Raw genomic sequence first — 26,501 nt, 5'->3', positions numbered from 1 at the left:
CAGCCCGTGCCGACCGTCGTGCTCGCGGTGCGGAACGTGCTGCTGGTCGTGCTGGCCGGGGTGGTGGCCCGCGACCTGGTCCGGACGGGTCGTCCGGCGTCGCGGGCCACCACCGAGGGCGCCGGGGGCAGCGCACCTGCGGCATGACCTCGGAGGCCACCAGTTCCAGGTGGGCCCGGTCCCGCCGGCCCCGCACCCGCCGGCCCCCGAGGCGCCTCGCGCGCCGCCCGCACCGGGTGACTCCGCCCGCCCGGCGGCGCGTCGGCCGCCCGCGCCGCGCCGGCGACCGCCACAATGCCGAGGTGGAGAGCGCGTGGGTGCATGCAGGCGACGGCTGGACGGCGACGCCCCCGGACGGGCTGCTGGCGCTGCTCGCGGCGCCGGAGCCGCCCACCGCGTGGGTGCACGTCGACTCCCTGGACGCGATCGCCGACGCGGCGCGCCAGGCCGGCATCCCGGAGTCGGTGGTCCGCCGCTCGGCCGAGGGCAGCGTCACCGGCGGCGGCCTCGGCGACCCGCGGCACCCGCAGCTGCGCCGGCTCGCCGGCGGCGGCAAGTACCTGGTGTGCCCCACGCTCGCGTACGACCCGCGGACGCGCGACGTCACGACGGGCGTCTGGGCGGCGCTGGTCGTGGACGACGTGACGATCACCGCCGAGGAGGGCCCGGCCGACCTGCTGGACGCGGTCCTGGACAACCTGCGCGACGAGGAGCACCTGCCGCAGGACCGGCCCGGCCACGTGTTCGCGGCCGTCCTGACGGCGCTGGTCCGCCGGGCGGGCGACGTCGAGCTCGGCATCGGGGAGGCGGTGGCCGACGTCGAGCAGGTCGTGTTCACGCCGCAGACCGACGACCCCGCCGAGGTGGTCTACGACCTCAAGCGCGAGATCGCCGAGGCCCGCCGCGCGCTGGTCCCGCTGCTGTCCGCGTTCCCGGAGCTCGTCGCGGAGCAGGAGGACAGCCGGCGCGAGACCCGCACGATGCGGTGGATCCGCCGCCTGGACACGGTGCTCACCAAGGTCGACCGGCACCTGGACGCCCACGACGCCCTGCTCGGGGACATGCTGTCGGTCCACCTGGCGCGCGTGTCGGTGCGGCAGAACGAGGACATGCGCAAGATCTCGGCCTGGGCCGCGATCATCGCGGTGCCGACGCTCATCGCCGGCGTCTACGGGATGAACTTCGACCACATGCCGGAGCTGCACTGGCTGCTCGGCTACCCGCTGTCCGTGCTCGTGATGGCCGCGTCCGCGACGGTGCTCTACCGGCTGTTCAAGCGCTCCGACTGGCTCTGAGCCCGGCGCGAGCGCCGCAGCCTCACGCCCCGGCGAGCGGGTCCAGCACCCCGGTGACCAGCAGCAGCGCCACGACGACGGCCAGGCCGATCCGGTAGACGACGAACGGGCGGTACGAGAACGTCGACACGATCTTCAGGAACCCGATGATCACGACGTACCCGACCACGAACGCCACGATCGTCGCGATGACCGTGACGCCCAGCGCCGGCGTCCCCGCCGTGCCGAAGTCGCCCGCGCTCGACGCCAGCTGGAACAGGCCGGAGCCGAGGACCGCCGGGATGGCCAGCAGGAACGAGTACCGCGCCGCGGCCTCCCGCGTGTAGCCCATGAGCAGGCCGGCGGTGATCGTGCCGCCCGACCGGGATACCCCGGGGATGAGCGCCATCGCCTGCGCGAGCCCGAAGTACACGGCGTGCCGCGGGTTGAGGTCGGTCAGCGGCTTCTCGTGCCGGCCGCGCCGGTCGGCCCAGTCGAGCACGAGCGCGAAGCCCGCGAGCGTCAGGACGATGAGCCACAGGTTCCGGAACGGCTGCTCGATCGCGTCCTGGAACAGCAGGCCCAGCAGGACGATCGGCACCGAGCCGAGCGCGATGTACCAGGCCATCTGCGCGTCCGGGTCGCGCGGGCCGTCGGCCGGGGCGCCCGTCCGGGACCGCCAGTCGGTGCCGAGGTCCCCGCGCACCGCCCGCCACCAGTGCGTGCAGATGCGGGCGATGTCGCGCCGGAAGTACAGCAGCACGGCGGTCTCGGTGCCGATCTGGGTGATCGCGGTGAAGGCCGCGCCGGGGTCGCCGGACCCGATGAGCTCGCCCACGATGCGCAGGTGCGCGCTGGACGACACGGGCAGGAACTCGGTCAGACCCTGGACGAGGCCGAGGACGATCGCCTCCCAGACGCTCATGCTCGGGTCTCGTTCTCGATGCGCGCAGCCACGAGGCGCCACGATAGCGGCTGGTCACCGACCCGCACCGCCGGCCCCGTTACCCTCGCACCCATGGAACAGCGCCAGCTCGGACGGACCGGCCTGCGGGTCTCGCACCTCGGACTCGGGACGCTGACCTGGAGCCGGGACACCGACGAGCTCGACGCCGCCGAGCAGCTGCGCGACTTCGCGGACGCCGGCGGCACCCTCGTGGACACCTCGGCGTCCTACGCGGACGGTGGCGCGGAGGAGCTGCTCGGGTCGCTCGTCGGCCGGGTGGTCCCCCGCGACGAGCTCGTGCTGTGCACCAAGGCGGGCGTCCGGCGCACCCCCGACGGCGGCGTGGTCGACGCCTCCCGCGGCGCGCTGCTGGACACGCTGGACGCGTCGCTGCGCCGCCTGGGCACCGACCACGTCGACCTGTGGCTGGTCCAGACCCCCGACCCCCGCACGCCGCTGACCGAGACCGTCACCGCGCTGCGCCGGGCGGTCGACTCGGGCCGCGCCCGGTACGTCGGGCTGTCGAACCACGCCGGGTGGCAGGTCGCCCGCGCCGCGACCCTGCTGGGGGACGACCCCGGCCTCGCCGCCGTCGAGGCGGAGTACTCGCTGCTGCAGCGCGGCATCGAGCGCGAGGTGCTCCCGGCCGCCGCCGACCTCGGCATCGGGCTGCTGGCGTGGTCGCCGCTGGGCCGCGGCGTGCTGACCGGCAAGTATCGGCGCACCGTCCCCGCCGACTCCCGCGCGGCCTCCCCGCACCTGGCCGGGTTCGTGGAGCCGTACCTCGGGTCGGTCGCCGCCGCCGTCGTGGAGGCGCTCGTCGTCGCCGCGAAGGGGCTCGAGCGGGCACCCCTGGAGGTCGCGCTCGCGTGGCTGCGGGTGCGCGCGCAGGTCGCGTCGGCGATCGTCGGGGCGCGCACGCCCGCGCAGCTGCGGGCCTCGCTCGCCGCCGAGGACGTCGAGCTGCCGCCGGAGATCCTGCGGGCCCTCGACGAGATCAGCGCGCCCGCGCTGGGCTACCCCGAGCGCCGCTGACCCGCGCCGGACCCGCGCCGCGCGGTCGGGTCGCCTACGGCCGCCGCGCGTCGTGCTCGTCGTACGGCGCCTCGGGCAGGTCGTCGACGTCGTAGTCGTCGGCGTCCTCGGGCTCCTCGTCGTCCTCGTCCTCGTCGTCGTCCTCCGCGAGGTAGAACGGCGTGGCCTCGCCGTGCACGGTGCCCAGGGCGTCGTCGTACACCTCGAAGGCGTCCGCGAGCACGTCGTACGCGTCGTCGACCGCCGGGTCGTCGTCGCCCCGGCGGGCGGACACGGCGGAGTAGTGCGCCTCGAGAGCAGCGATGAGGCGGTCCAGTGCCGCGCGGGGGTCGATAGCCATGCCACGACCGTAGCGCCGCACCAGGCACAATGGCACCACGATCGACTCGAAGGCGGTGGGCATGGCACGCACCAACCTGAGCACGGACCGGCCCGGCTCCCCGGAGGCGGCCCGGCAGTACGAGTACCGGGTCCTGACGATCCCCCGGACCACGAGCCGCAACGACGCCCGGCGCATGCTCACCGACGAGGCCGAGTACGGCCGCTGGGAGCTCGCCCGGACCCTGCTCTACACGGGCGGGGAGCGCAAGGTGTGGCTGCGGCGCCGGATCATCCGGGTCCGGTCGACCCTGGGGATGCTGGACGACTGAGGCTCACGCCTCGCGCAGCAGCCCGTCGAGCACCCGGACGCCGAACCGCAGCGACTCGGCCGGCACCCGCTCGTCGACGCCGTGGAACAGGGCGGTGAAGTCGAGGTCCGCCGGCAGGCGCAGCGGCGCGAACCCGTAGCCCGCGATGCCGAGCCGCGCGAGGGACTTGTTGTCCGTCCCGGCCGACAGCATGTACGGCAGCACGACCGCGCCCGGGTCCTGCTCGCGCAGCACGTCGGTCATCGTGTCGACGAGCGTGCCCGACGCGGGGACCTCCAGGCCGATGTCCAGGTGCTCCGGCTCGACGCGCACGGTCGGGCCGGCGAGCTCCCGCACCTTCGCCAGGACGGCCTCGTGGTCGCCCGGCAGCGGGCGGACGTCGACGGTCGCGGTCGCCCGGCCCGGGATGACGTTCGTCTTGTACCCGGCGTGCAGCTGGGTGGGGTTCGCGAGCGTGCGGATCGAGGACCCGACGAACCGCCGCGCCGGGCCGAGCGCGCCGATCAGCCGGTCGATGGCCAGCGGGTCGTCGACGTCCAGCGGCAGGCCGGTCAGGTCGGCGACGCCCTCCAGCAGCGCGAGCACGGTGGGGGTCAGCCGGGTGTCCCACTGGTACGCGCCGATCCGGGCGATCGCGCCGGCGAGCTCCGTGACCGCGTTGTCCGGGTTGACGGCCGAGCCGTGGCCCGCGGTGCCGTCGGCGACGAGCCGGAGCCACGCGATGCCCTTCTCAGCGGTCTGCAGCAGGTAGGCGCGCCGGCCGTGCACGTCGACGGAGAACCCGCCGACCTCGGAGACGGCCTCGGTGGCGCCCTCGAACAGCTCGGGGCGCTCGTCGACGGCGTAGCGGGCGCCGTACCGGCCGCCGGCCTCCTCGTCGGCGAACATCGCGACCACGACGTCCCGGGCCGGGCGGCGGCCCTCGCGGACCATCTGGCGGACGACCGCCAGGATCATCGCGTCCATGCCCTTCATGTCGACCGCGCCGCGGCCCCACACCATGCCGTCGAACTCCTCGCCGGCGAACGGGTCGACCTTCCAGTCCTTCGCCTCGGCGGGGACCACGTCGGTGTGCCCGTGCAGGACGAGCGCCGGGCGGCTGCGGTCGGTGCCCTCCAGGCGGACGACGACGTTCGCGCGGCTGGGGGCGCTCTCGAACAGCTCCGGCTCCAGCCCGACCTCGTGCAGCAGCGTCATGACGTGCTCGGCGGCGGACCGCTCCCCCGGGCCGGAGCCGTCCCCGTAGTTCGAGGTGTCGAACCGGATGAGGTCCTGGCAGATCCGGACGACCTCCGCCTCGGCGGCCGAGGTGCCGGTGGTCGCGTCGGGGCTGGTGGCGGGCTCGTCGGTCATGCCGACCACGGTACCGGCAGCACTCGCCCCGCCCGGACGTGTGCCCGGGCGGGGCGGGAGCGCGGCGGACGGCCCGTCAGGCGCCGGTCGTCGCCGCCGTCAGGCCGCGGCGGGCCAGCAGCGGCGCGATCTCCGGGTCGCGGCCGCGCAGGTCGCGGAACGCGGCCATCGGGTCGACCGAGCCGCCGCGGGACAGCAGCCGCGCCCGGAAGGCGTCGCCGTTCTCCCGCTTCAGGCCGCCGTTCTCCTCGAACCAGGTCACGGTGTCCGCGTCCAGCACCTCGGACCAGATGTACGAGTAGTACCCGGCCGAGTAGCCGCCGCCGAACACGTGGTTGAAGTACGTGGTCCGGTACCGCGGCGGGACCGGCGCGAACGCGACGCCCGCGGCCGCCAGCGCGGCGGCCTCGAACGCCTCGACCTGCTCCACGTCGGTCGGCACGTCCTCGGGGGCGAGCCGGTACCAGGCCTGGTCGAGCAGCGCGGCGCCGAGGTACTCGGTGGTGGCGAACCCCTCCCCGTCCTGCCGCGAGGCGAGCATCGTGTCGACCCACTGCGACGGCATCGGCTCCCCGGTCACGTGGTGCACGGCGTAGGACCGCAGGACCGCCGGGTCCCACGCCCACATCTCGTTGACCTGCGACGGGTACTCCACGAAGTCGCGCGGCACCTCGGTGCCGGACTGCGACGGGTACCGCACGTCCGAGAACAGCCCGTGCAGCGCGTGGCCGAACTCGTGGAAGAGCGTGATGACCTCGTCCCAGGTGAGGAGCGTCGGCTGCCCGGCGGGGGGCTTCGGGATGTTGAGGTTGTTCACGACCACCGGCTGCTCGCCGAGCATCGCGGACTGGTCGACCAGGTTGTTCATCCACGCGCCGCCGCGCTTGGAGTCCCGGGTCCAGTAGTCGCCGAGGAACAGGCCCAGCCCGCTGCCGTCCGCGTCGTGGACCTCGAACACCCGGACGTCCGGGTGGTAGCCGACCAGGTCGGGGCGCTCGGTGAACGTCAGCCCGTACAGCTCGTGCGCGGCGTGGAAGACGCCCTTCGTCAGGACGGTGTCGAGCTCCAGGTAGGGCCGGAGCAGGGAGTCGTCCAGCGAGCGGCGCTCCTTGCGGACCTGCTCGGCGTAGTACGCCCAGTCCCACGCCTCGAGGGTCGCGCCGGGGACGTCGCGCTGCAGCGCGGCCTCCAGGTCGGCGGCCTCGACGCGCGCGTTGGCGACCGCCGCGGGCGCGAGCCGGCCGAGCATGTCCGCCACCGCCTCGGGCGTCTTCGCGGTGGCGTCCTCGGCGATGTACGCGGCGTGGTGCGGGTAGCCCAGCAGCCGGGCCCGCTCGGCGCGCAGCCGCGCCATGGCGAGCAGGGTCGCGCGGGTGTCGTTCTCCCCGCCGCGGCCGCCCCGGCGCACCGACGCGGTGTGCAGCCGCTCGCGCAGCGCCCGGTTCGTCAGCGACGCGAGCGCCGGCTGCTGCGTCGGCAGGATCAGGTCGATCAGCCACGCGCCCTCGTGCCCGCGCCGCGTCGCCGCCTCGGCCGCCGCGGCCCGCGCGTCCTCGGCGAGGCCGTCCAGCTGCGTCTCGTCGGTGACCAGCACGGCGGAGTCGTTCGTCTCGGCGAGCAGCTGCCGGCCGAACACCGTCTCCAGCCGGGTGATCTCCGCGTTCAGCTCGCGCAGCCGGTCCTGGGCGGCGTCGTCGAGGCGCACGCCGGCGCGCACGAAGGCGGTGTGCTGGCGGTGCAGCAGCCACGCCGTGTCCGGCGCGAGCTCCAGCTCGCCCGCCTCGGCGGCGTCGCGCAGCGCCTCGACGCGCGCGAACAGGCGCCGGTCCAGGTAGAGGGCGTCCTCGTGCGCGGCGAGCAGCGGGGCGATCTCCTCCTCCAGCTCCTCCAGGCCCGGGGTGGAGTCGGACGACGACTGGTTGAAGAACGCGGTGGCCGCGCGGTGCAGCAGCCGGCCCGAGCGCTCCAGGGCCTCCAGCGTGTTCTCGACCGTCGGCGCCTCGGCCGACGCGGCGACCGCCTCGATCTCGGCGCGGTGCTCCGCCATGCCCGCGAGCAGGGCCGGGCGGTAGTGCTCCTCGCGGATCCGCGCGTAGTCGGGCAGCGCGTAGGGCAGCGTGGACGGGGTGGCGAACGGGTTGTCCGCGTCGAGGGTGGAGGTCATCGGGCCATCATCGCCGACGACCCGTGCTCCGCGCGGTGCAGCACGCCGGTCCACTCCGCGCGCGGGGCGCCCCGGTGCTCGCCGTCGCGCGGCTCGGGGTCCACGGTGAAGCCGGCGCGCTCCGCCACCCGCCGCGACGGCAGGTTGCCCACGAACGCCCGCCACGTGACCCGGTCCAGGCCCAGCCGGCCGAAGCCGGCGTCGAGCACGAGCCCCACCGCGCGCGCCATGAGCCCCCGACCGCGGGCGTCCGGCGCCAGCCAGTAGCCGAGCTCGGCCGATCCGTCGCCGCGCGCCGCGAGGCCGACCATGCCGACCAGGTCCCCGCCGGAGCGCACCGCCCAGTTGAACTGCGTCGCCTGCGCCCAGCCGTCGGCGACCATCCCGGCGACGAACGACTCGGCGTCCGCCCGGGAGTACGGGCTCGGGACGGTGGTCCACTCCTGGATCGCCGGGTCCTGGCACAGGTCGGTGACGCGGTCGACGTCGGACGGGCCGGGCGCGCGCAGCAGCACCACGCCGTCGGTCAGCTCGAAGGGCTCCATCGGGCCACCGTGCCATCCCCGGGGGCGCGTTGTCCGCCGGTTTCCGCGATCCCCCGGCGTGCCGGCCCGCTCAGCCGGCCAGCACCTTCGCCGGGTCGACCACCGGCAGGCCGTGGGCCGCCCCGACCCCCGCGTGGTGCAGGGCGCCGGCGTGGGTGGACAGGCCCGCGGCGAGCGCCGGGTCGGCGGCGAGCGCGTCCCGCCAGCCGCGGGACGCGAGCGCGGTCAGGTACGGCAGCGTCGCGTTGGTCAGCGCCTGGGTGGACGTCACCGGCACGGCCCCGGGCATGTTCGCGACGCAGTAGAACACCGCCTCGTGCACGCGGAACGTCGGGTCCGCGTGCGTCGTCGCGCGGGTGGACTCGAAGCAGCCGCCCTGGTCCACGGCGACGTCCACCAGGACCGAGCCCGGGCGCATCGCGGCGACCATGTCGTCCGTGACGAGCTTCGGGGCCCGCGCTCCCGGCACGAGGACCGCCCCGACCACCAGGTCCGCGTCCGCGACGGCCTCCCGGATCGCGTACGCGGACGACGCCAGAGTCCGCACCCGCCCGCCGAACGCGGTGTCGAGCTCGCGCAGCCGCGGGACGGACAGGTCGAGCACCGTCACGTCCGCGCGCATCCCGAGCGCGACCTCCGCGGCGTGCTGCCCGGCGACGCCGCCGCCGATGACGACGACCCGGCCGGGCGCGACGCCCGGGACGCCGCCGAGCAGGCGCCCGGACCCGCCCGCGCTGCGCATGAGGTGGTACGCGCCGACCTGCGCGGCCAGCCGCCCGGCGACCTCGCTCATCGGGGCGAGCAGGGGCAGCGACCCGTCGGCCAGCTGCACGGTCTCGTACGCGATCGACGTCACCCCCGACGCGAGCAGCGCGTCCGTCTGCGGCCGGTCGGCGGCCAGGTGCAGGTACGTGAACAGCACCAGGTCCTCGCGCAGGTACCCGTACTCGGAGGCGACGGGCTCCTTCACCTTGCAGACCAGGTCCGCCTCGCCCCACGCCTCGGCGGCCGTCGCGACGACCCGCGCCCCGGCGGCGACGTAGGCGTCGTCCGTGATGGCCGAGCCGACGCCGGCCCCCGCCTGGACCAGCACCTGGTGGCCCGCCGCGACGAGCTGGTGCACCCCGGCGGGCGTGATCGCGACGCGGTACTCGTGGTTCTTCACCTCGGCGGGGATCCCGACCCTCATGATGACGCCTCCCGGCTCGTGCGGTGCCCGCGGCGCCGACCGGCACCCGACACGACCAGCGTGAACTTTGCGGTGTTTCCGCGGGGTGTCCGCGCGTTTCGGTTCGTTACGCTGCGGCTGTGACCGAACTTCCTGCGACCGACGGTGCGACGTCGGTCACACCGTCGAACGATCTTCGACCCGCGCGCGTGCCCGGTTCGCCCGCTCGGCCGCCGGGTGCGCCGGAGTCGCGCGAGCCCCAGGGCGCGGTGCCGCTCGACGGCGTGGACCGGCAGCTGATCCGGCTGCTCCAGGAGGACGGGCGGATGGCGAACAACGCGCTGGCCGCGGCGGTCGGCATCGCGCCGTCGACGTGCCTGGCGCGGGTGCGGGCGCTGCGCCGCGCCGGGGTGATCCGCGGGTTCCACGCCGACGTCGACCCGCAGGCCCTCGGCCGGGGGCTGCGCGCGATGGTCGCCGTCCGGATGGCCGCGGGCTCGCGCGCGTCGCTGGAGCCGTTCGCCCGGTCCGTCGCCGCGCGCCCGGAGGTGCTGGACGTGTACTTCCTGGCCGGGGTCGACGACTTCCTGCTGCACGTCGCGGTGCGGGACACCGACGAGCTGCGCCGCTTCGTGGTCGAGCGGCTCAGCGACCGGCCGGAGGTCGCGTCAACGGAGACGAGCCTCGTGTTCGACCACCTGCGCGGCCGCGCGGGCTGAGCCGCCGGGACCCCGCGACACGGACACCGGCCCGTCAGCCCGTCAGCGCGTCGCGCACCCGCGCCCAGTCCCCCGCGCGCCGCAGCCCCGCGCCGAGCGCCGCGGGCGGGCCGCCGTGGTGCCACGCCCACAGCGCCGCCTCGGTCCCGCGCGCCAGCGCCCAGCCCGCCGCGGCGGCCGGGTCGAGCCCCGCCCGCTCCGCGACCAGGAGCAGCCGCTCCCGGAGCGTGCGCACCGGGTCGGCGGTGCGCCACGGGTCCCCCACCTGCTCCAGCAGCGGCCACGGGTCGTACGCGGGGTCGCCGCGCAGGGCCTTCGGGTCGATCGCGCGCCAGCCCCCGGCCCGGTCGGCCAGCAGGTTGCCGGGGTTGCCGTCGCCGTGCAGCGTGACCTCCCGCGCCGCGGCGGGGGCCCGGAGGACCTCGTCCGCCGCGCGCAGCAGGCCGGCGTCCAGCCGCAGCCCGGCGCGCGCCGCCCGGTCCGCCCGCTCCGCTGCGAGGTCCGCCCACGACGCCGCGACCCCGCGCAGGTCCGGCAGCCGGGCGGGGCCGGGCGCCTCGTGCAGGACGCGCAGCACGTCGGCGGCCTCCGCGAGCCGGCGCAGCACCGGGGTCCGCACCGCGCGCATCGGCGTGCCGGGGTGCACCCGCTCCAGCAGCAGCGCCCAGTCCGGCCCGTGGTGGTCGACCAGCCGCACCGCACCGCGCCCGTCCCAGGCGGTGAGCACGGCCGCCTCGTCGCGCGCCTCGTCGTGCGGGAACGAGATCTTCAGCACGAGGTCCGCGCCGCCCCGCGTGACGGGAGCGCACCAGGACGCGGAGCCGGACGGGAACGGCTCCCCCGCCGTCAGGTCCCAGCGGCGCAGCGCGCGCGTCACCAGGGACGGGAGCGTCGCCAGCCACGCCGCGCCCTCGGGCGTGCGGCCGGCGCCGGTCAGCAGGGCCGGGGGCACGGCGGGATCGACGCGACCGGCCCGCCGCGCGCCGGTGCGGCGCGCCTCCGCCGGCACGGCCGCACCGGTGCGCACGATCGGCCGGGAACCGCGGGACGAGGGCACGACCGACAGGCTAGAGGCGACGAGCGGCGAGGGCGGCGGGGATGGGCAGCACGGGCACGTACCGCAAGCAGCGGGCGGGCGCGCCGCCCGGGTTCTTCGCGTGCGAGGCGGCGGGGCTGCGGTGGCTGCGGGTCCGCGGCGGCGCACCGGTGGTCGGGGTCCGGGGCGTGGGCGGCGACCACCTGGACCTGGATCGGCTGACCGAGGTGGCGCCGACCCGGCGCGCCGCGAAGGACTTCGGCCGGGGCCTCGCCGTCACGCACGGCGCGGGTGCGCCACGGTTCGGCAGCCCGCCGGACGGGTGGAGCGGCGACGGGTTCTTCGGGCCGCTCGAGCAGCCGCTGCCGATGCCCGCGGGCGACCACGACAGCTGGGGCGCGTTCCTCGCGGACTGCCGCGTGGAACCCCTGGCGGCGGCCGCGGAGCGGCGGCGGGTGCTCGGCCCGGACGACGTCGCGCTCCTGCGCCGCCTCGCGGACGTGCTGCGCAGCGGGGCGCTCGACGACGACGACCCGCCGGCGCGCCTGCACGGCGACCTGTGGTCCGGGAACGTGCTGTGGACCCCGCAGGGCGCGACGCTCATCGACCCGGCGGCGCACGGCGGGCACCGTGAGACGGACCTGGCGATGCTGGCGCTGTTCGGCTTCCCGCACCTGGACGACGTGCTCGCCGGCTACCAGGAGGTGCACCGGCTCCGGCGCGGCTGGCAGCACCGGGTGGCGCTGCACCAGGTGTACCCCGTGGGCATGCACGCAGTGCTGTTCGGCGGGGGCTACGCCGCCCAGCTGCGCCGGCTCGCGGCGCCGTACGTCTGAGGGGGCCCGGGAACCACGACGGCCCCGGGGGACCCGCCGGCGTGTGCCGGCCGATCGACCCCGGGGCCGTCGGGCGCCAGGTGCAGCATCCGTACGCCACCGTCCGTCGCGCCCGCTTGTCCTTCTCCCGCGCGACCTGAACCGTCCTGGCCTCGTTGAGGACCGTCGGTGACGAGCCACCCGTCCCGCGTCCGTCCACCCCTCACCAGGGGAGCGTTCTCCGCGTCCGGGACGGCCCTCCCGCGGCGGGATGCTGCACCACCGCGCGGACCGTGAGCTCGAGGCTCGCACGGTACAAGGCGGTGGGTCCAGCGGTTATTCCGCGGTCACATCCGCGGGTCGGTGGTCATCCGCGCGGTGATCGTGACGGTGCTGCCCTCCGGGACCGTGCCCTCGGTCGGGTCCTGCGTGACGACGAGCCACTGCATCTCGTCCTCGATCGGACGGCCCTGGCCGGTCGCGTCCGCGACCTCGACCACGAGGTGCCGGGCCTCGAGGGTGTCGCGCGCCGTCTCCAGGAGCAGGCCGGTCTGGTCGAAGATCTCGACCTCCTCGGGGGCCTGCGTGGCCGACTCGGACGCGGACGGGCTCGACGACGCGTCGTCGGACCCGCCGGAGCAGGACGTGAGCAGGGCGACCGTCGCGACGACGGCGGCCACACCGAGGGTGCGGGTGGACCGGCCGGCTCGGGCGATGGACATGTTCATCGAGGCCCTCCTGGGCGTGTTGCAGTGCTTCGGACGCGCCCCGCCGGGATCGCCGGGGGCCGCGGAGGGCGCGGGGACACGTTCGCGCCGAGCTGGACGAGCAGCAGGTGGTCCTGTGGTCCGGCGGCCGCCCGGGACCTGCCCGGCGGGCGACGCGCCCTCGCCGGCCAGCCTACGCCTGTCGGGCGACAGGTTTCCGCCGTGTTTCGCCCGTTCACGTCGTCCTGGCCTGCGGACACACCCGGTTGCGAGCCGATTCACCCGGTCGCCCCGGCGCCCGGGCACGGACGGGCGTGACCGGGATCACGGCGTGGCGCCGCTCCTCACGCCGCCCGTCCGGCCACCGGGAACCGGACGCCGTAGTGGTCGAACGTCGCCGGCAGCGGCGCGGCCGCGAGGTACCGCGCCCGGGCGTACCCGAGGTCCAGCCCGGCCAGGTGCGCGAGCAGCCGCCCGCCGACGAGCAGCACCACGTTGCGCCCCGGGCACGACACCGGCCCGCCGCTGAACGGCACGAGGCCCCAGTCGGCGTCGGCGCGCCCGTCGAGCCACGCCTCCGGCACGACGTCGTCGGCGAACGGCAGCCGCTCGCCGTCCCGGTGGAAGAACGCGCTCACGACGGCGAACCCCGTGCCCGCGGGCAGCTCGCGGCCGCCCCAGCCGGTCGGGCGGGTGGCGTCGCGGAGCACGACCAGCGTCGTCGGCCACAGCCGGACGGACTCGAGCACGGCGCCCCGGGCGTAGGGCTGCATGGCCGCGCCGGACGCCGCCTCGGCCCGCAGCCGGTCGCGCACCTCCGGCCGGGCGATCGCCACGGCCAGCGCCCGCAGCACCGCGGCGCCCAGCGCGTCGAACGCGAACAGCCACTGCGGCACCTGGCCCACCGGGTCGACGCCGTGCGCCGCGCCGGGCCCGGACGAGGCGGCCGCGGCGTGGGCGACGAGGCTGCCGGGCTCGGCCCGCTGCACGTACTCGTGCAGGCGCTCGGCGAGCTCGTGGCGCAGGTGCGGGCGGCGCGGGCGCAGGTACGCCCAGTTCGCGTCCTGCCGCAGCGTCCACATCAGGTCGGTGACCCGCTCGTCGTCGCGGGCGCCGGCGCCGAGCACCACGGTCCGGACGAGCCGCCAGAACGCCGGGGCGAACGTGGGCCAGTCGAGCACGCCGCCCGCGTGGACCGCGGCGGCCAGCTCCGCGGCCTCGCGGTCGACGGCGGCGAGCAGCGGTCCGGCGTCCCGGTGCACCGGCTCGGACGTGTCCAGCGCCTGCTCGTTGAGCAGCCGGCGCGGCGGGCGCCGGCCGGACGGGGAGATCAGCACCGAGTCGGGCTCGAAGTGCCCCAGCGCCGCGCGCTTCTCGACCGTCGCCGGGGTGAACGGCTCCGGCGACCCGGCGAGCAACGCGCCGACGTCCGCCGGGTCCAGCGGCAGCACGACGCGTCGCGGCCCGAGCGTCAGCACGACGGGGGCGCCGCCGTGCTCGCGACGCAGGTCCCGCAGGAGCGCGCCGGCGGCCCGGTCGGTCTGCCGCCGCTCCGCCCACGCCGTCACGCGCGGGCGCCGGACGATCGCGCCCTGGGCGACCAGCGGGCCGAGCACCCTCGCGGCGACGGCGGCGGACCGGGCGGGGCCGAGGTCGACGGGCGTGCGGGGGCTGACGTCGGTCATGGGGAGTCCTTCCGGGACGGGATCGGGGGGACGGGTGCGGCGCGGGTCCAGGGCGCGGGGCTCACGGCACGAGGCTCACGGCACGAGGGCGGGCTCCTCGGGCTCGGACAGCGAGAGCAGGGCGCCGACCACGCCGGGGACCTCGGTCACCTGCCGCTCGACCGCGGCGAGCGCCCGCGCGGCGTCGTCCTCCGCGAGGTTGCCCTCCAGGTCGACGGCGCCCATGAGGAACAGCTGCCGGGCGCCGACGAACTCGAGCCGCAGCTGCGTGACCCGGGCGACCTCCGGCATGGCGAGCAGCGCCCGGACCGCGGCGCGCTGCAGCGCGGGGTCGCCGGTCTCCCCCACCAGGAACCGCCGGTTCCGGTCGATGAGCAGCACGGCGACGACGGCCAGCAGCACGCCCACCAGGATCGATCCGACCGCGTCCGGGACCGCCGAGCCGGTGACCTGGTGCAGCCCGATGCCCGCCGCCGCGATGAGGATGCCGATCAGCGCGGCGGCGTCCTCGAAGAAGACCGCCCGCACGGTGGGGTCGGAGGTGGCGAGCACGTGCTCCCAGAGGTCCTGCTCGCGGCTGGTCGCCGCCGACCGCGCCTGCCGCCACGCCTGCAGGAACGACGTGCCCTCCAGCAGGAACGACACGCCGAGCACGACGTACGCGATGACGAACGACTCCGCCGGCTGCGGGTCGAGGAGCTCCTGGACGCCGTGCGTGATGGACACGCCGGCGCCGACCGCGAACAGGCCGATCGCCGCGAACAGCGACCACACGTACACCTCGCGGCCGTAGCCGAGCGGGTGCGTCCGGTCCGGCCGCCTCGACGCGCGCCGCTGGGCGACCAGCAGGAACACCTCGTTGCCGGTGTCGGCCCACGAGTGCGCGGCCTCCGCGAGCATGGACGCGGCGCCGGTCAGCACCGCGGCGACGGTCTTCGCGAGCGCGATCAACGCGTTCGCGGCGAACGCGACGACGACGGTGGTGGTGCTCTCGGTGTGGGCCGGGGAGGGCGCGGCCGGCGTCGCGGGACTCGTCACCGTCCCGGAGTAGCACAGCCCCGGGCCGCCCGCACGGCCGCGACCGGCCCGGACGCCGCCGCGACGGGCCCCCGCGGGCGCGTCTAGGCTCGGTGCGATGTCCGCACCCGACGCCGCCCCCGGACCCGAGGCCGCGCCGACGGCCCCCGCCCGCACCGGCACCCGCCGGTGGCTCCCCCGCGTCCTGCTCGCGCTCGCCGCGCTGCTGGTCGCGCTCACCTACGGGGTCACCACCGCCACCGCCGAGCAGAGCCTGGGGCCCCACGAGGCGCGGTACGACGTGACGACGGACGGCACCGTCACCCTGGACCTCGGCCCGTTCGGGACCATCCAGATCGACTCCCCGCTGCCCGTGGGCCTCGGTGCGCGGGTGACCGTCGAGGAGATCCCCGTCGACGTCGACGCGCTGCACGGGGTCGACACCCTGCAGGCGCTGACCGGCGACCTCAACTCCTACCTGCAGTTCTTCACCGGGCCGCAGGCGACCATCGAGGACGCGGCGCGGGCGCTCGCCGTCGACGCCGCCCGGCGGACGCTCGCCGCGCTCGCCGTGCTCACCGTGGCGTGGTGGGCCGGGCGTGCGCTGCTCGGGGCGGGCCGGCGGCGGGAGCTCGCGGCGTGGGTCGTGCCGCACGCCCGGCAGCTCGTCGCCGGCGGCGTGGCCGTCGTCCTGGTCGGCACGCTGGTCACCGCGAGCGACCGCGACCGCACGCGCGGGCAGGCCGACGCGCTGCCGGCGTCGGCCGTGTTCGACGGCACCCCCCTGGAGGGCGCGCGCATCACCGGGCGGCTGGGCGGCATCGTCGACACCTACGGCGGTCTCGTGGTGCAGGCGTACCGCGACAACGAGGAGTTCTACCGGCAGGCGGACGACGCGCTGGTGGCGGCATGGGACGGCTGGGAGGACCGGCGCCCCGCGGTGGAGGCGGCGGCCCGGGAGGCCGAGGAGGCGCAGGAGGCGTCCGCCGGCACGCCGGCGGACGGCGCGACCGCCGGGGCCTCCGCCGACGGGGCCTCCGCCGACGGGTCGGCCGGCCCGTCCGCCGGCCCGTCGGCGAGCCCGTCGCCGACGCCGAGCCCCACCGACGAGGGCGAGGAGCCGGTCACGCTGCTGCTCGTCTCGGACCTGCACTGCAACGTCGGCATGGCGCCGCTGATCACCTCGCTGACGGAGCTGTCCGGCGCGCAGGTCGTCCTGGACGCCGGCGACACGACGATGAACGGCACGTCGGTCGAGCAGTACTGCGTGACGACGTTCGCCCGCGCCATCCCCGACGGCGTCGACCTCATCACCGCGCCCGGCAACCACGACTCCGCGGAGACGACCGCCCAGTACGCGCGGGCCGGCGCCACGGTGCTGGACGGCGGGGTGATCGACGTGCGCGGCATCCGGCTGCTCGGCGACCACGACCCGAAGGCCACCCGCCTCATCACGACCCAGACCCAGGACGAGTCGTACGCGGACGTCGGCACCCGCCTGTCGGAGGTCGCCTGCGACGACCCGGACGGCGTCGACCTCGTCATGTTCCACAACCCCCGGGTGGCACCGAACCTGCTGGCCGACGGCTGCGTCCCCGCGCAGCTCTCCGGCCACATGCACACCCGCACCGACCCCGAGCAGGTGGGCCAGGGCATCCGGTACATCTCGTCCTCCACGGCCGGGGCGCAGGAGAACGAGCCCCGGATCGGCCCGCTCAAGGGCACGGCCGAGATGACGATCCTGCGCTGGGACCCGCAGACGCGCCGGATCATCGACTGGCAGCTCGTGGAGATCGGCACGGACGCCACCGCGACGGTGCACGACCCGACGCCGTGGCCGGTCGCCGTCCCCGATCCCGACCCCGACGCGGAGGGGGTCCCCGGCGCGGACGACGCCGGCACTCCCGCGCCGGACGTCACCGAGCCCGCGGAGGGCTGACACCGGGCGGTGACCAGCCCGCGTCGTCACATCCGTCCGGGACGTGAGACGGGGGCCCGGCACCGGTGCCCGGGCCCGTCCCGCCGTGCCACACTCACGCCCATGACCACCGCGCTCGTGATGTGCCGCACCTCGCGGCCCACCTGCGCGCGTCCGCTCTGTCGGGCCTGACCGCCACCCCAGCCGTCAGCCACCCCCGCGGGACCGTCGTCCCGCCCCGCCGCCACCGTCGCGGCGGACGTCCGCGGACCATCCTGTGACCGTCCTGACCCACGCCACCCCTGTCCGTACCGCCACCGCCCGCACCGCCCCCGCCCGCCCGCTGCGCTCCGCGCACCCGGCCGCGCCGCCGGTGCTGCCGACGCCCGTTGACCGCGGCTTCGAGGAGCTGCTCGCGTCGCTCCCCCTGACCCGCAGCGTGGTCGTCGACCTGCCCGGGCGCCGGCTGGTGGTCGACGGCGCGCCCGTCGACCTCACCCGCCAGGAGTTCGACCTGGTGGCCTACCTGGCGCGGTCCGCGGGCCGCGTCGTCACCCGCGACGAGCTGTTCGCCGCCGCGTGGCGCTCGCAGGACCTGTCCGCCGCCACGCGCACCATCGACGTCCACGTGCGGCGGGTCCGGGCGAAGTCGGGCCTCGACGGGCTGATCGCGACGGTGCGCGGCGTCGGGTACCGGCTGAACGCGCTGGACGGGCTGCGCGTCGAGGGCTGACGTCCCTCGTTCGTGTGGCGGGCTCGACCCCGGCGGGCGACGCTGGGCGGGACAGGACCGGGGGCAGGACGCGCCCCCGCCCGGACGTCGCCGCCGCCCCGGCAGCGGCCGCACGCGCAGGAGGACACGTGGCGCACTCGCCCGACGACAGCACGCAGAAGGCGGCGACCGCCCCGGACCCGGACGACCCGCGCAAGCCCGACTCGCCCGACGACCTCACCAAGCGGTCCTGGAAGTACGTGCTGCGCACGACGATCCGCGAGTTCAACCACGACCAGTGCACGGACCTCGCGGCCGCGCTGACCTACTACGCCGTCCTCGCGCTCGCGCCGGCCCTGCTGGCCGTGGTGTCCGTGCTGGGCCTGGTCGGCAACGGGCAGCAGCTCGTCGAGGACCTGGTGCAGACCGTCGAGGACACCGGCCCGGAGGGCGCGGGCAAGACGATCGAGCCGATCCTGGACAACATCTCGAACTCGCCGGGCGCCGGGCTCGCGTTCTTCCTGTCGCTGGCGCTGGCCCTGTGGTCGGCGTCCGGCTACGTGGCCGCGTTCAGCCGCGGCATGAACCGCGTCTACGAGATCGACGAGGGCCGGCCGATCTGGAAGCTCCGGCCGGTGCTGCTCGTCGTCACGCTCGTGCTCGTGATCTTCGCCGTGCTGATCGTGGTCGCCGCGGTGGTGTCCGGCGGGATCGCGGAGTCCATCGGCTCCGCCATCGGGCTGAGCGACGTCGCGGTGACGGTCTGGAACATCGCGAAGTGGCCGGTCGTCCTGCTGCTCGTCGTGCTCGCCGTCGCGATCCTGTACTACTTCACGCCGAACGTCCGGCAGCCGAAGTTCCGCTGGATGAGCGTGGGGGCGCTGGTCGCCGTCGTGGTGTGGATCATCGCGTCCGTCGGGTTCGGGTTCTACGTCGCGAACTTCGGCAGCTACGGCAGCACCTACGGCTCGCTCGCCGGCGTGATCATCCTGCTGCTGTGGCTGTGGCTGTCCAACCTCGCGCTCCTGTTCGGCGCGGAGCTCGACGCGGAGGTCGAGCGGGGCCGGCAGCTCCAGGGCGGCATCGAGGCCGAGCGGACCATCCAGCTGCCCCCGCGGGACACGCGCGCGAGCGACAAGAAGCGCGCCAAGGCCGAGGAGGACGTGAAGCGGGGACGCGCCATCCGGGAGTCGAACAGCAAGCGGCGCCCGCCGCGCTGACGCCACCACGCGGCGTCGCACCGCACCGCTGAGCACGCAGGACCGCCGGTCCCGGGAGCCGTGCCGGGGCCGGCGGTCCTGCGTCGTGCGGGCGGCCGTCAGCTCGGCGGCATCACGCCCGCGACCTCCAGCATGTCCGGCAGGCTCGAGATGGTGCGGGCGCCCGGCCCGGTGCCGAGCGTCGGGACCGCCGCCGCGCCCCACGCCGGCACGCTCGACAGGAACGACTCGGGGTCGTGCGCGATCAGCCCGATGATCGTCTCGGCCACCAGGCGGCTGCCGACCGGACCGAGCGAGCTCCCGCCCGTGAGCACCTCCGCCTCCTTGAGCACGTAGTACCAGAGCGGCGTCCGGCCCGAGAGCTGCGGGCTCGTGAGCGCGCTCCGCACGCCCGCCGGGGTGTTCCGCAGCAGCTCGGCGCGCGAGAGGGGACGGATGGCGAGCGCGCGGGCGACGGCCTCCCCCGTCGGCAGGCTCAGCAGGTAGCCGCGCAGCAGGTTCCGCTTGGCCAGGTGCTCCTGGATGCCGGCGAGGTCGCGGGGCTCGTTGCGCATCACCGACAGGTCGTCGGCGAGCTGCGTGTCGATCGCGCGGGCGAAGTGCCGCGGGTCCGGGTCGGCCTTGTCGACGAACCGGTCCCACTCGATCGCCCAGTTCATCGGGAGCCCGGTCGCCCCGCCGATGAACCCCCCGCGCCCGGTGAACTGGAACAGCTGCTCCAGGCTCGCCCGCGGCGCGACGAACCCCGGGTCGCCGAAGTTGCGGTTGTAGTCGTAGGAGTTGCGGATCTGCGAGTGCCCGAACCGGAACGCCGCCACCGAGAACTCCAGCGGCATCGCCTCGGGACCGCCCGCCGGGAACCGCGACAGGTACAGGCCGGGGTGCTCGGACAGCACCCAGTCGACCGTGCCGGGGACGGTCACCGTCCGCAGGTAGTCGTGGACGATCAGCCACTGGTGGGTGTGCCGGGTGAAGCGCTGCGCCCGCGCCAGCAGGTCGCGCTTCGACAGCGTGGGCTCCGCCAGCTGGATCGCGTGCGCGACGGCGTTGTGGAAGCGCAGGTACGCGAGGTGCAGCTGCGCCACGACGAGGTTCTCGTCGTTGCGGGAGTCGCCGATCCTCGCGGGGAACTCGTCGCGTCCGGTGGCGCGGTTGGTGACCCGCCGGCGGCCGGGCAGGTCGCGCTCGTCCGGGTCCTCCGCGCACGGCACCGGCTGGCCCGGCGCGGGCGACGCGAGGGTGCCCAGGCGCAGGAACGCCCCGTCGTAGAACGCGGCCGACTTCGGCCCCTTCGGCCCGTCGCCGTACAGCGAGTCGAGGTTGAGGTACGGCTGGCGGGCGTTGCCGAGCTTCGCGCGCACGGTGTCCGGGTCCACCGGCTGGAGCCCCGGCTCCGCGACGGCGGGCTGCTGCATGCTCACGTCCGAGGAGTCCTCGAGCGTGAGGTCGTGGTCGATGAACTGCCCCCAGTACGTGTAGACCGCGGGGATCGAGGACGGCGGCGCCGCGCTCGCGACGGGCTCGGCCATCGCGCCGCCGAGCCGCCGCAGCAGGGCGATCACCTGGGGCGCGTCGACCGCCGGCAGGTGGCTGCCGGCGTCGCCCACGAGGTCCGGGAACAGGTAGTCGAACTCGGACGCGTGGGCCTGGCGCTCCAGGACCTCGCCGTGGCTGACGTTCTCGATCACCCGCCCGGCGACGGCGGGCGCGGCGGCATCGGTCTGCGTGGCGTTCATGGGACTCCCCCTGGGCGGTGCGGTTCACCGGGTTGCTGTCCCGTGCCGCGGCGCGGCGACGGGCGGGGGCGGTCCGGGTGGCTCGTCTCGGCGAGGGACCCGGGCTGCGGACGCCGGCGCGGGCGGGGTCGGCGATGACGTCCGCGGGGGCCGGTCAGGGGTCCATCACACCACCGGCGGCACGCGGGCGTAAAGGTCGCCGGGCGGGTCCGCGCGGTCGGCGCTGGTCAGGGTGCGGGAGAGCGTTCCGCGCCCAGCGCCGTCCCGGCGAACTCCCAGTGCCAGGGCTCGTGCGGCCCGGGACCGCCGGGCCCCATACCGGCGGGGTGGATCCAGCCGTACGCGGGCCCGTGCTCGACCATCCACAGGTACAGCGGGGTGTCGAACTGCCCGACGGCCCCGAAGCCGCTGAAGTCGACGGCGACGCCCCAGCCGTGGTGCGACGTGCCCGGGGACGCGGCGAGGAACCCCTTGGCGCCCTTGAGCGCGACCTGCTCGGGGAACGACCGGTACGTGCTGCCCACCGGCAGGTCCGTCCCGTGGTCGGCGCGGAACTCCTCGTTGAGCGCGACGAGCGCGTCCACGGCGTCGCACCGGAGCAGCGCGCCGGCGGCGAACGGCACCGGGCAGAGCACCGCCGGGTCCACCGTGCCGTCGGCGCGCAGCGGCCCGGACGTCACGCGGTCGGAGCGCCCCGAGCGCACCGGTCCGAGCAGGGCGGCGTCGTCGACGAGCCCGCCCCCGCCGGGCAGCTCCGCGACGGCGGCGACTGCCTCGGACGTCACGCGCTCCAGCCGGGCGAGCCCCGCCGCGTCGAGCACCGAGGAGGCGGTGGTCGGCTGGGGGGCGGTGCGCTCGACCTCCAGGGTGAGGCGGAACACCGCCGCCGACGCGCGCTCGAGCTCGCGCAGCCCCGCCACGCGGTCCCCGAGCGCGCCGGCCTCGGGGGTGAGCGCGTCGTTCGCGGTGTGCAGGCGCGTGACGGCGTCGTCGAGCTCGACCAGGGCCGGCACGGGCTCCGGGGCGATGCGCAGCGCCTCCACGCCGGACGCCGCGCCCAGGGCGGCCCGCGCCACCGCGAGCTGCTCGTCCGTCAGCTGCTCGGCCTGCGCGCGCGCCCGCAGCTCCAGGCGCCGGCTCTCCGCGTCTGCCGGGTCGGCGGCGGCGGACGGGGCGACGACCCCGGTGCGGTGGTCCGGCGGCGTCCACGCGATCCCCGCGGCGAGCACCGCGGCCAGCCCGACGAGGCCCGCGCCGCGCGCGGTGCGGCGGGCGGCTGCTGCGACAGGTCCCAGCCGGGCCCGGCCGAGCCGCCGGTGGCGGCGACGCCGGGACGGCGGCAGACCCATCACGGCCGCTCCTCCACGAGGCTGCGGGTCGCTGGTCCCGCGCGGGCGCGGCCGCCGGGGTCCCAGCCCCGCGACGCCACGACCAGGCCCGCGTCCCGACCCGGTACCGCCACGGGCGCCCCGTGTCGCGGGGCGTGCCGTCCTGCCAGAGTAGGAACCCCCCTCAGGGGTGTCAACGCGAGAAGGTGACCTGCGTCACAGCCCGTCCAGGTGTGTCTCGGCCGCGCGGAGCCGCGACTCGGCCCGCTCCGCGGCGCGCGCGGCCGTCGTCCGCGCCGACCGCGCGTGCCGCACCTCCAGGCCGGTCTCCCGCGCCTCCTGCTCCGCGACGGCGAGCTCGTCGCGCAGGCGCGCGATCTCCTGCTGGGTGCGCTCCACCAGGTCCGCGAGCTCCGACTGCCGCGCCTCCGCGTCCCGCAGGCGGCGGTCGGCCGCGTCCCGGGCCGCGCGCTGCTCCTGCGCGTCCTGCCGCGCGAGCGCGAGGTCCTCCTCGGCGCTGCGGCGGGCGGCCTCGCGGCGGCGCTCGCGCTCGGCGGCCTGCGCGGCCTCGCGGGCGCGCCGGTCCTCGGCCTCGCGGGCGCGCCGCTCCTCCGCCTCGCGCGCACGCCGGGTCCCGGCGGACCCGGTCCCGGCCGACTGGGTCCGGGCCGACCCGGTCCGGCGCCTCGTCGCCGTGTGCTCCCGCGGTGCGTCCGGCGGGGCCTCCTGGTCCCCGGTGCCGGCGGTCCGCACCCGGCCCCGGGCCCGCGCGGGCGGCACCTCCCGCACCGGCCGGTCCGGCTCGTCCGCCGTGATCAGCCGGCCCCGGCGGCGCCCCGACCCGCCGGCGCCGTCGTCGGGCGCGGTGTCCGGCCGCTCCCGCTCCGCCGGGACGGCGCGCATCGGCGTCCGGCGGGCCGGCGCGCCCGCGAGCGGCGGGGCGTCCGGGACGGCCACGGCGCCGTCGACGTCGACCGGCTCGAACCCCGAGGAGAACAGGTCCCGCACGAGCAGCCCCGTGGCGACCGCCGCGGCCGCGTCCGGGTCGCCCATGGCCGCCCGCAGCGTCGCCTCCACCTGACCGCGCGCCGCCGCACCCACGGTGCCGCCGGCCTCCGCCAGCAGGTCGACCGCGACCTGGACGACCTCGGTCATCGTCCGCTGCTGCTCCGCGTGCAGGGCGCGCAGGTCCGTCCCGGAGAGCGCCGCCTGGGCCTCCCGGAGCCGCACGCCGAGGTCCAGCAGGCGGCCGACGTCCTGCGGGCGCTCCCGCACCAGCAGGTTGACGGCCGCGGCGGCCGCGCTCGGCTTGCGCAGGGCGCCGACGGCCGTCGCCACCGCCGTGTCACCGGCGGCCCGTGCGGCCCGGACGGCGGCGGTGCGCGCCGCGGTGAACCCCGCCGGCGCGACGCCGTAGAGCTCAGCCGCCACCTCCGTCACGTCGGCCACCGGCCCTCCCCCCGTCGACCTCGTCCGTCGCGTCCGTCTCGCCCGTCGCGTCCCGGTGACACCATGCCGCACCGCGGACCGCCGCGTCCCGCCAGCCGGGAACCGCGCCCGCCCCCGGGGCCGGCGGCGATAGCGTCGGGGCACCCGCCGGCCGTGCGAGCCGGACCAACCGGGCACAGCGCGAGAGGGACGGTGGACCGGTGCCGGACGGGTTCGAGACCAGGCACGACGGAGGGACCGCCGTGGTCGTGGGCGTCGACGGCTCCGAGACGTCGCTGCGCGCCGCGGCCTACGCGGTCGGCGTGTGCCGTCGGCAGGGCAGCCGACTGGTCGTCGTCTACGCGCGCGAGCCGGGCGGCGGCATCGCGCAGCTGATGGACACCACCGGCAGCAGCAGCGCCGCCGCGCTCCGGCTGCAGGACGAGGTGGAGCGGATGCTGCGGCAGTCGCAGACCCTCGCGGAGGCCGAGGGCATCCGCTCCGAGCTCCAGGTCCGGACCGGCGACCCCTACCAGGTGCTGTCCGCCGTCGCCCGGGAGGTGCGGGCGGACTGCGTGGTGGTGGGGTCGTCGGCGAGCATCGGCCACCGGATCGCCGGGTCGCTCGCCGTGCGGCTGGTCCGCAACGCCCGCTGGCCGGTCACGGTCGTCCCCTGACCCGTCACGCGGACGCCGCGCGCAGCAGGCCCGACTCCCACGCCACCGCGGTGTCCAGCGTGACGTAGCCGCGCTCGGCGAAGAACACCGTCACGCGGTCCTCCTCCACCACCGACACCTGGCCCGGCCCCCACTCCGCGTGCTCGACGGCCTGGCCGGGGCGCAGGGGCGCGTCCTGGACCTCCACCGACGTGCCGGCGTCGCAGCTGTCGCAGGCCCCGCAGGGTCGCGGGTGCTTCTCCCCCAGCAGCTCCAGCAGCAGCCGGCGCCGGCAGTCGGTGGTGTCGGCGTAGGTGCGCACCACCTCGACGCGGGACCGCTCCACCGCCTGCCGCTCCTCCTGGCGGGCGGCGGCCTCCCGCGCGGCCTGCCGCGCCGTGACGCCGGTCGGGACGAGCCGGCCGTCCTCGCGGCGCACGGCGCCCACGTCGAGCAGCACGCCGAGCGCCCGGGACACCGTGCGGGCCGCGAGCCCGGTCGCCGCGACGAGCCCTTGCAGGTCGGCGCCGTCCGCGTCGCCGGTCCCCGCGGACCCCGCCGGCTCTGCCGACCCCGCAGACCCCGCGGCGGCCAGGCCGTCGAGCACCGCGGCGAGCGTCGCCTGCCGCGGCACCCCGCCGGAGCGCAGGTACTGGTTGAGGCCGAAGTCGTCGGGGCGGGACACGAGCACGGCGCGCGCCGGCTCCCCGTCGCGGCCCGCGCGCCCGACCTCCTGGTAGTACGCGTCGAGCGACGTCGGCGGCCCGGCGTGCACCACGAACCGGACGTCGGCCCGGTCCACGCCCATGCCGAACGCGCTGGTCGCCACGACGAGGTCCTGCTCCCCGTCGAGGAACACCCGCTCCACCCGGGCCCGCTCCCGGGCGGGCAGCCCCGCGTGGTAGCCGAGCGCGGGGCGGCCGGCCGCCACGAGCGACGCCGTCAGCTCCTCCACGTGGGTGCGCGTCCGCGCGTAGACGAGCCCCGCGCCCTCGAGCCCGGCGACGACGCCCACGACGCGGTCGTCCCGCTCGCGGGGCGTCGACGCGTGGTGCGCGCCCAGCCAGATGTTCGGCCGGTCCGCGTCGTGCACCAGCACGCGGGGCTCGACCATGCCGAGCCGCTCGACGACCTCCTGCCGCACCTGCGGCGACGCCGTCGCGGTCAGCGCCAGGACCCGGGGCTGCCCGAGGCGCTGCACGGTCCCGGCGACGTGCACGTAGTCGGGCCGGAAGTCGTGCCCCCACTCGCTCACGCAGTGCGCCTCGTCCACCACCACCAGGCCGACGTCCGCGGCGTCGAGCGCCTCGACCACGGGGCGGCGCACCAGCTGCTCCGGGCCGAGCACCAGGACGTCCAGCTCGCCGCGCGCCGCCCGCTCCAGGGCCTCCCGCTGCGCCCGGGCACCGCGGGCCGAGCTCACGGCCTCCGCGCGCAGACCAGCCTCCCGCAGGCCCGCCACCTGGTCGCGCTGCAGCGCCAGGAGCGGCGACACCACGACGGTCAGGCGCCCGCTGAGCAGCGTCGCGATCGCGTAGACCGCGGTCTTGCCGGCGCCCGAGCGCGCGACGAGCAGCGTGTCCCGGTCGCGGAGCCCGTCGAGCGCGTCGCGCTGCGCCTCCCGGAGCCGGTGGCCGTCGCCGAGGACGCGGCGCACCGCGTCGTCCAGCCCGGCGACCTCGGGCGAGCGCTGCGGGGCCGTGTGCCGGTCCGTCACCCGCGCCTCAGCGCTCCGGCCGGTGCAGGGCGAGGAAGAACGCCATCCCGCTCGACGCCACGCCCAGCAGGAAGAACGTGATCGACGCGTCGTCGACGCCCACGCCCATCAGCCAGAAGCCGGCGAGCAGGAGCAGCATGCAGAAGACGAACAACGCGACGCGCGCCGGCGCGGGGCGGTCGGGCTGCTCCTGCGAGGCGCGGGTGCGCTCGTACCGCTCGTCCGCGGTCTCGGTCTCGGTCACGTCGGTCCTCCGGGGGTCGGGGTGCTCGGGCTCGGTGCTCAGCGGGGCTGGGCGGGGTTGGTCGGGGTCCCGTGGGACGGCGGGTTCACCGGCGGGCCCTGCGTCTGCGGCGACACGGTGCCGCCCGCGGGCCGGGCCGGGGCGGCCCCCGCCGCGGGGGCGGCCCCCCCCCCCCCCGGCGGGGGCCGCCCCCCCCCGGGGGCCGGCCGCCCGGGGGCCGGGGGCCGGGGGGCCGCCCCCCGGGGGGGGGGCGGCCCCCCCCGGGGGGCCGGGCCGCCGCGCCGGGGGGCCCCGCGCCCCGGTTCGGCGAGTACGGCATCCAGGCTCTCGAGCCCGCCTACGTCACGAACCGCCAGATCGAGGCTGCTCGTATCGCGATGACCCGCCACATCAAGCGTGGCGGCAAGGTCTGGATCAACATCTACCCG

The 26,501-nt window shown here is 76.7% G+C and carries 24 protein-coding genes and 1 pseudogene; 10 read left to right on the top strand and 15 right to left on the bottom strand.

Annotated elements, in window-relative coordinates:
- The first annotated feature begins 302 nt into the window (after positions 1–302).
- Positions 303–1,295 carry a CorA family divalent cation transporter gene (locus QNH85_RS19295; RefSeq protein WP_282949009.1) on the top strand — a complete coding sequence of 331 codons (993 nt, stop codon included), beginning with the start codon at positions 303–305 and terminating at the stop codon, positions 1,293–1,295.
- A gap of 22 nt (positions 1,296–1,317) precedes the next feature.
- Here the strand turns inward: QNH85_RS19295 and QNH85_RS19290 are convergent, their stop codons facing one another.
- Positions 1,318–2,199: an undecaprenyl-diphosphate phosphatase gene (locus QNH85_RS19290; RefSeq protein ID WP_282949008.1), complete on the bottom strand. Its 882-nt coding sequence runs from the start codon at positions 2,197–2,199 to the stop codon at positions 1,318–1,320.
- 93 nt (positions 2,200–2,292) lie between these two features.
- On the opposite strand from QNH85_RS19290, the gene QNH85_RS19285 reads away from it, so the two are divergent.
- A complete protein-coding gene (locus QNH85_RS19285) occupies positions 2,293–3,255 on the top strand; it encodes an aldo/keto reductase (RefSeq protein WP_213283216.1) in 963 nt (320 codons plus the stop codon).
- Positions 3,256–3,289: 34 nt separating this feature from the next.
- Here the strand turns inward: QNH85_RS19285 and QNH85_RS19280 are convergent, their stop codons facing one another.
- On the bottom strand, positions 3,290–3,595 hold the full coding sequence (locus QNH85_RS19280) for a primosomal protein (protein ID WP_282949005.1): 306 nt from the start codon (positions 3,593–3,595) through the stop codon (positions 3,290–3,292).
- A gap of 61 nt (positions 3,596–3,656) precedes the next feature.
- On the opposite strand from QNH85_RS19280, the gene QNH85_RS19275 reads away from it, so the two are divergent.
- Entirely contained in the window at positions 3,657–3,905 is a 249-nt protein-coding gene (locus tag QNH85_RS19275; protein WP_213283218.1) for a DUF5703 family protein, read from the top strand.
- Between the two features lie 3 nt (positions 3,906–3,908).
- On the opposite strand, the gene QNH85_RS19270 is transcribed toward QNH85_RS19275, so the two are convergent.
- From QNH85_RS19270 to ald, 4 genes are all read right to left on the bottom strand, one after another.
- Complete coding sequence (locus QNH85_RS19270; RefSeq protein ID WP_282949003.1) at positions 3,909–5,258, bottom strand: M20/M25/M40 family metallo-hydrolase; 1,350 nt, start codon at positions 5,256–5,258, stop codon at positions 3,909–3,911.
- Between the two features lie 76 nt (positions 5,259–5,334).
- Complete coding sequence (locus QNH85_RS19265) at positions 5,335–7,422, bottom strand: M3 family metallopeptidase (RefSeq protein WP_282949001.1); 2,088 nt, start codon at positions 7,420–7,422, stop codon at positions 5,335–5,337.
- Positions 7,419–7,967 (bottom strand): GNAT family N-acetyltransferase, encoded by a 549-nt coding sequence (locus tag QNH85_RS19260; RefSeq protein WP_282948999.1) that lies wholly within the window; start codon positions 7,965–7,967, stop codon positions 7,419–7,421. The genes QNH85_RS19265 and QNH85_RS19260 overlap by 4 nt, the downstream gene beginning before the upstream one ends.
- A 70-nt stretch (positions 7,968–8,037) precedes the next feature.
- Positions 8,038–9,156 (bottom strand): alanine dehydrogenase, encoded by a 1,119-nt coding sequence (gene ald, locus QNH85_RS19255; protein WP_282948998.1) that lies wholly within the window; start codon positions 9,154–9,156, stop codon positions 8,038–8,040.
- A 263-nt stretch (positions 9,157–9,419) separates the two neighbouring features.
- Here ald and QNH85_RS19250 point away from each other — a divergent pair, with 263 nt between their 5' ends.
- Entirely contained in the window at positions 9,420–9,854 is a 435-nt protein-coding gene (locus QNH85_RS19250) for an Lrp/AsnC family transcriptional regulator (RefSeq protein ID WP_346016350.1), read from the top strand.
- Between the two features lie 34 nt (positions 9,855–9,888).
- Here the strand turns inward: QNH85_RS19250 and QNH85_RS19245 are convergent, their stop codons facing one another.
- Positions 9,889–10,911: an aminoglycoside phosphotransferase family protein gene (locus QNH85_RS19245; RefSeq protein WP_282948996.1), complete on the bottom strand. Its 1,023-nt coding sequence runs from the start codon at positions 10,909–10,911 to the stop codon at positions 9,889–9,891.
- A gap of 41 nt (positions 10,912–10,952) precedes the next feature.
- Here QNH85_RS19245 and QNH85_RS19240 point away from each other — a divergent pair, with 41 nt between their 5' ends.
- The gene (locus QNH85_RS19240) at positions 10,953–11,726 is read left to right on the top strand and encodes a fructosamine kinase family protein (protein WP_282948994.1); all 774 of its coding nucleotides are present in this window, start codon (positions 10,953–10,955) and stop codon (positions 11,724–11,726) included.
- A gap of 326 nt (positions 11,727–12,052) precedes the next feature.
- Here the strand turns inward: QNH85_RS19240 and QNH85_RS19235 are convergent, their stop codons facing one another.
- The 3 genes from QNH85_RS19235 to QNH85_RS19225 all read right to left on the bottom strand — a co-directional run bounded on the left by QNH85_RS19235 (position 12,053) and on the right by QNH85_RS19225 (position 15,135).
- On the bottom strand, positions 12,053–12,433 hold the full coding sequence (locus QNH85_RS19235) for a PASTA domain-containing protein (RefSeq protein WP_213283224.1): 381 nt from the start codon (positions 12,431–12,433) through the stop codon (positions 12,053–12,055).
- Between the two features lie 323 nt (positions 12,434–12,756).
- Positions 12,757–14,097: a cytochrome P450 gene (locus tag QNH85_RS19230; protein WP_282948992.1), complete on the bottom strand. Its 1,341-nt coding sequence runs from the start codon at positions 14,095–14,097 to the stop codon at positions 12,757–12,759.
- Between the two features lie 75 nt (positions 14,098–14,172).
- A complete protein-coding gene (locus QNH85_RS19225; protein ID WP_282948991.1) occupies positions 14,173–15,135 on the bottom strand; it encodes a cation diffusion facilitator family transporter in 963 nt (320 codons plus the stop codon).
- A 97-nt stretch (positions 15,136–15,232) separates the two neighbouring features.
- Here QNH85_RS19225 and QNH85_RS19220 point away from each other — a divergent pair, with 97 nt between their 5' ends.
- The 3 genes from QNH85_RS19220 (at position 15,233) to QNH85_RS19210 (ending at position 18,964) form a co-directional block, all read left to right on the top strand.
- Positions 15,233–17,053: a metallophosphoesterase family protein gene (locus QNH85_RS19220; protein WP_282948989.1), complete on the top strand. Its 1,821-nt coding sequence runs from the start codon at positions 15,233–15,235 to the stop codon at positions 17,051–17,053.
- A gap of 256 nt (positions 17,054–17,309) precedes the next feature.
- Positions 17,310–17,765 (top strand): winged helix-turn-helix domain-containing protein, encoded by a 456-nt coding sequence (locus QNH85_RS19215; protein WP_282948987.1) that lies wholly within the window; start codon positions 17,310–17,312, stop codon positions 17,763–17,765.
- 128 nt (positions 17,766–17,893) lie between these two features.
- Positions 17,894–18,964: a YihY/virulence factor BrkB family protein gene (locus QNH85_RS19210; protein ID WP_282948985.1), complete on the top strand. Its 1,071-nt coding sequence runs from the start codon at positions 17,894–17,896 to the stop codon at positions 18,962–18,964.
- Positions 18,965–19,062: 98 nt separating this feature from the next.
- On the opposite strand, the gene QNH85_RS19205 is transcribed toward QNH85_RS19210, so the two are convergent.
- The 3 genes from QNH85_RS19205 to QNH85_RS19195 all read right to left on the bottom strand — a co-directional run bounded on the left by QNH85_RS19205 (position 19,063) and on the right by QNH85_RS19195 (position 23,477).
- Entirely contained in the window at positions 19,063–20,700 is a 1,638-nt protein-coding gene (locus QNH85_RS19205) for a peroxidase family protein (protein WP_282948983.1), read from the bottom strand.
- Between the two features lie 227 nt (positions 20,701–20,927).
- The gene (locus QNH85_RS19200) at positions 20,928–22,049 is read right to left on the bottom strand and encodes a M15 family metallopeptidase (protein WP_282948982.1); all 1,122 of its coding nucleotides are present in this window, start codon (positions 22,047–22,049) and stop codon (positions 20,928–20,930) included.
- Positions 22,050–22,244: 195 nt separating this feature from the next.
- Complete coding sequence (locus QNH85_RS19195; protein WP_282948980.1) at positions 22,245–23,477, bottom strand: hypothetical protein; 1,233 nt, start codon at positions 23,475–23,477, stop codon at positions 22,245–22,247.
- A gap of 200 nt (positions 23,478–23,677) precedes the next feature.
- On the opposite strand from QNH85_RS19195, the gene QNH85_RS19190 reads away from it, so the two are divergent.
- Positions 23,678–24,133, top strand: a complete 456-nt coding sequence (locus tag QNH85_RS19190; protein ID WP_282948978.1) for a universal stress protein — start codon at positions 23,678–23,680, stop codon at positions 24,131–24,133.
- 4 nt (positions 24,134–24,137) lie between these two features.
- On the opposite strand, the gene QNH85_RS19185 is transcribed toward QNH85_RS19190, so the two are convergent.
- Complete coding sequence (locus tag QNH85_RS19185) at positions 24,138–25,829, bottom strand: RecQ family ATP-dependent DNA helicase (protein ID WP_282948976.1); 1,692 nt, start codon at positions 25,827–25,829, stop codon at positions 24,138–24,140.
- 7 nt (positions 25,830–25,836) lie between these two features.
- Positions 25,837–26,073, bottom strand: coding sequence for a hypothetical protein (locus QNH85_RS19180; RefSeq protein WP_213283325.1), 237 nt, complete (start codon positions 26,071–26,073; stop codon positions 25,837–25,839).
- A gap of 293 nt (positions 26,074–26,366) precedes the next feature.
- Here QNH85_RS19180 and QNH85_RS20075 point away from each other — a divergent pair.
- A pseudogene (locus tag QNH85_RS20075) lies at positions 26,367–26,501 on the top strand (ribosomal protein L16); the annotation flags it as partial.

The sequence above is a fragment of the Cellulomonas endometrii genome (assembly GCF_949769265.1).
Classification (GTDB): Bacteria; Actinomycetota; Actinomycetes; order Actinomycetales; family Cellulomonadaceae; genus Cellulomonas; species Cellulomonas endometrii.
This window is presented reverse-complemented; position numbering and strand designations above follow the sequence as displayed.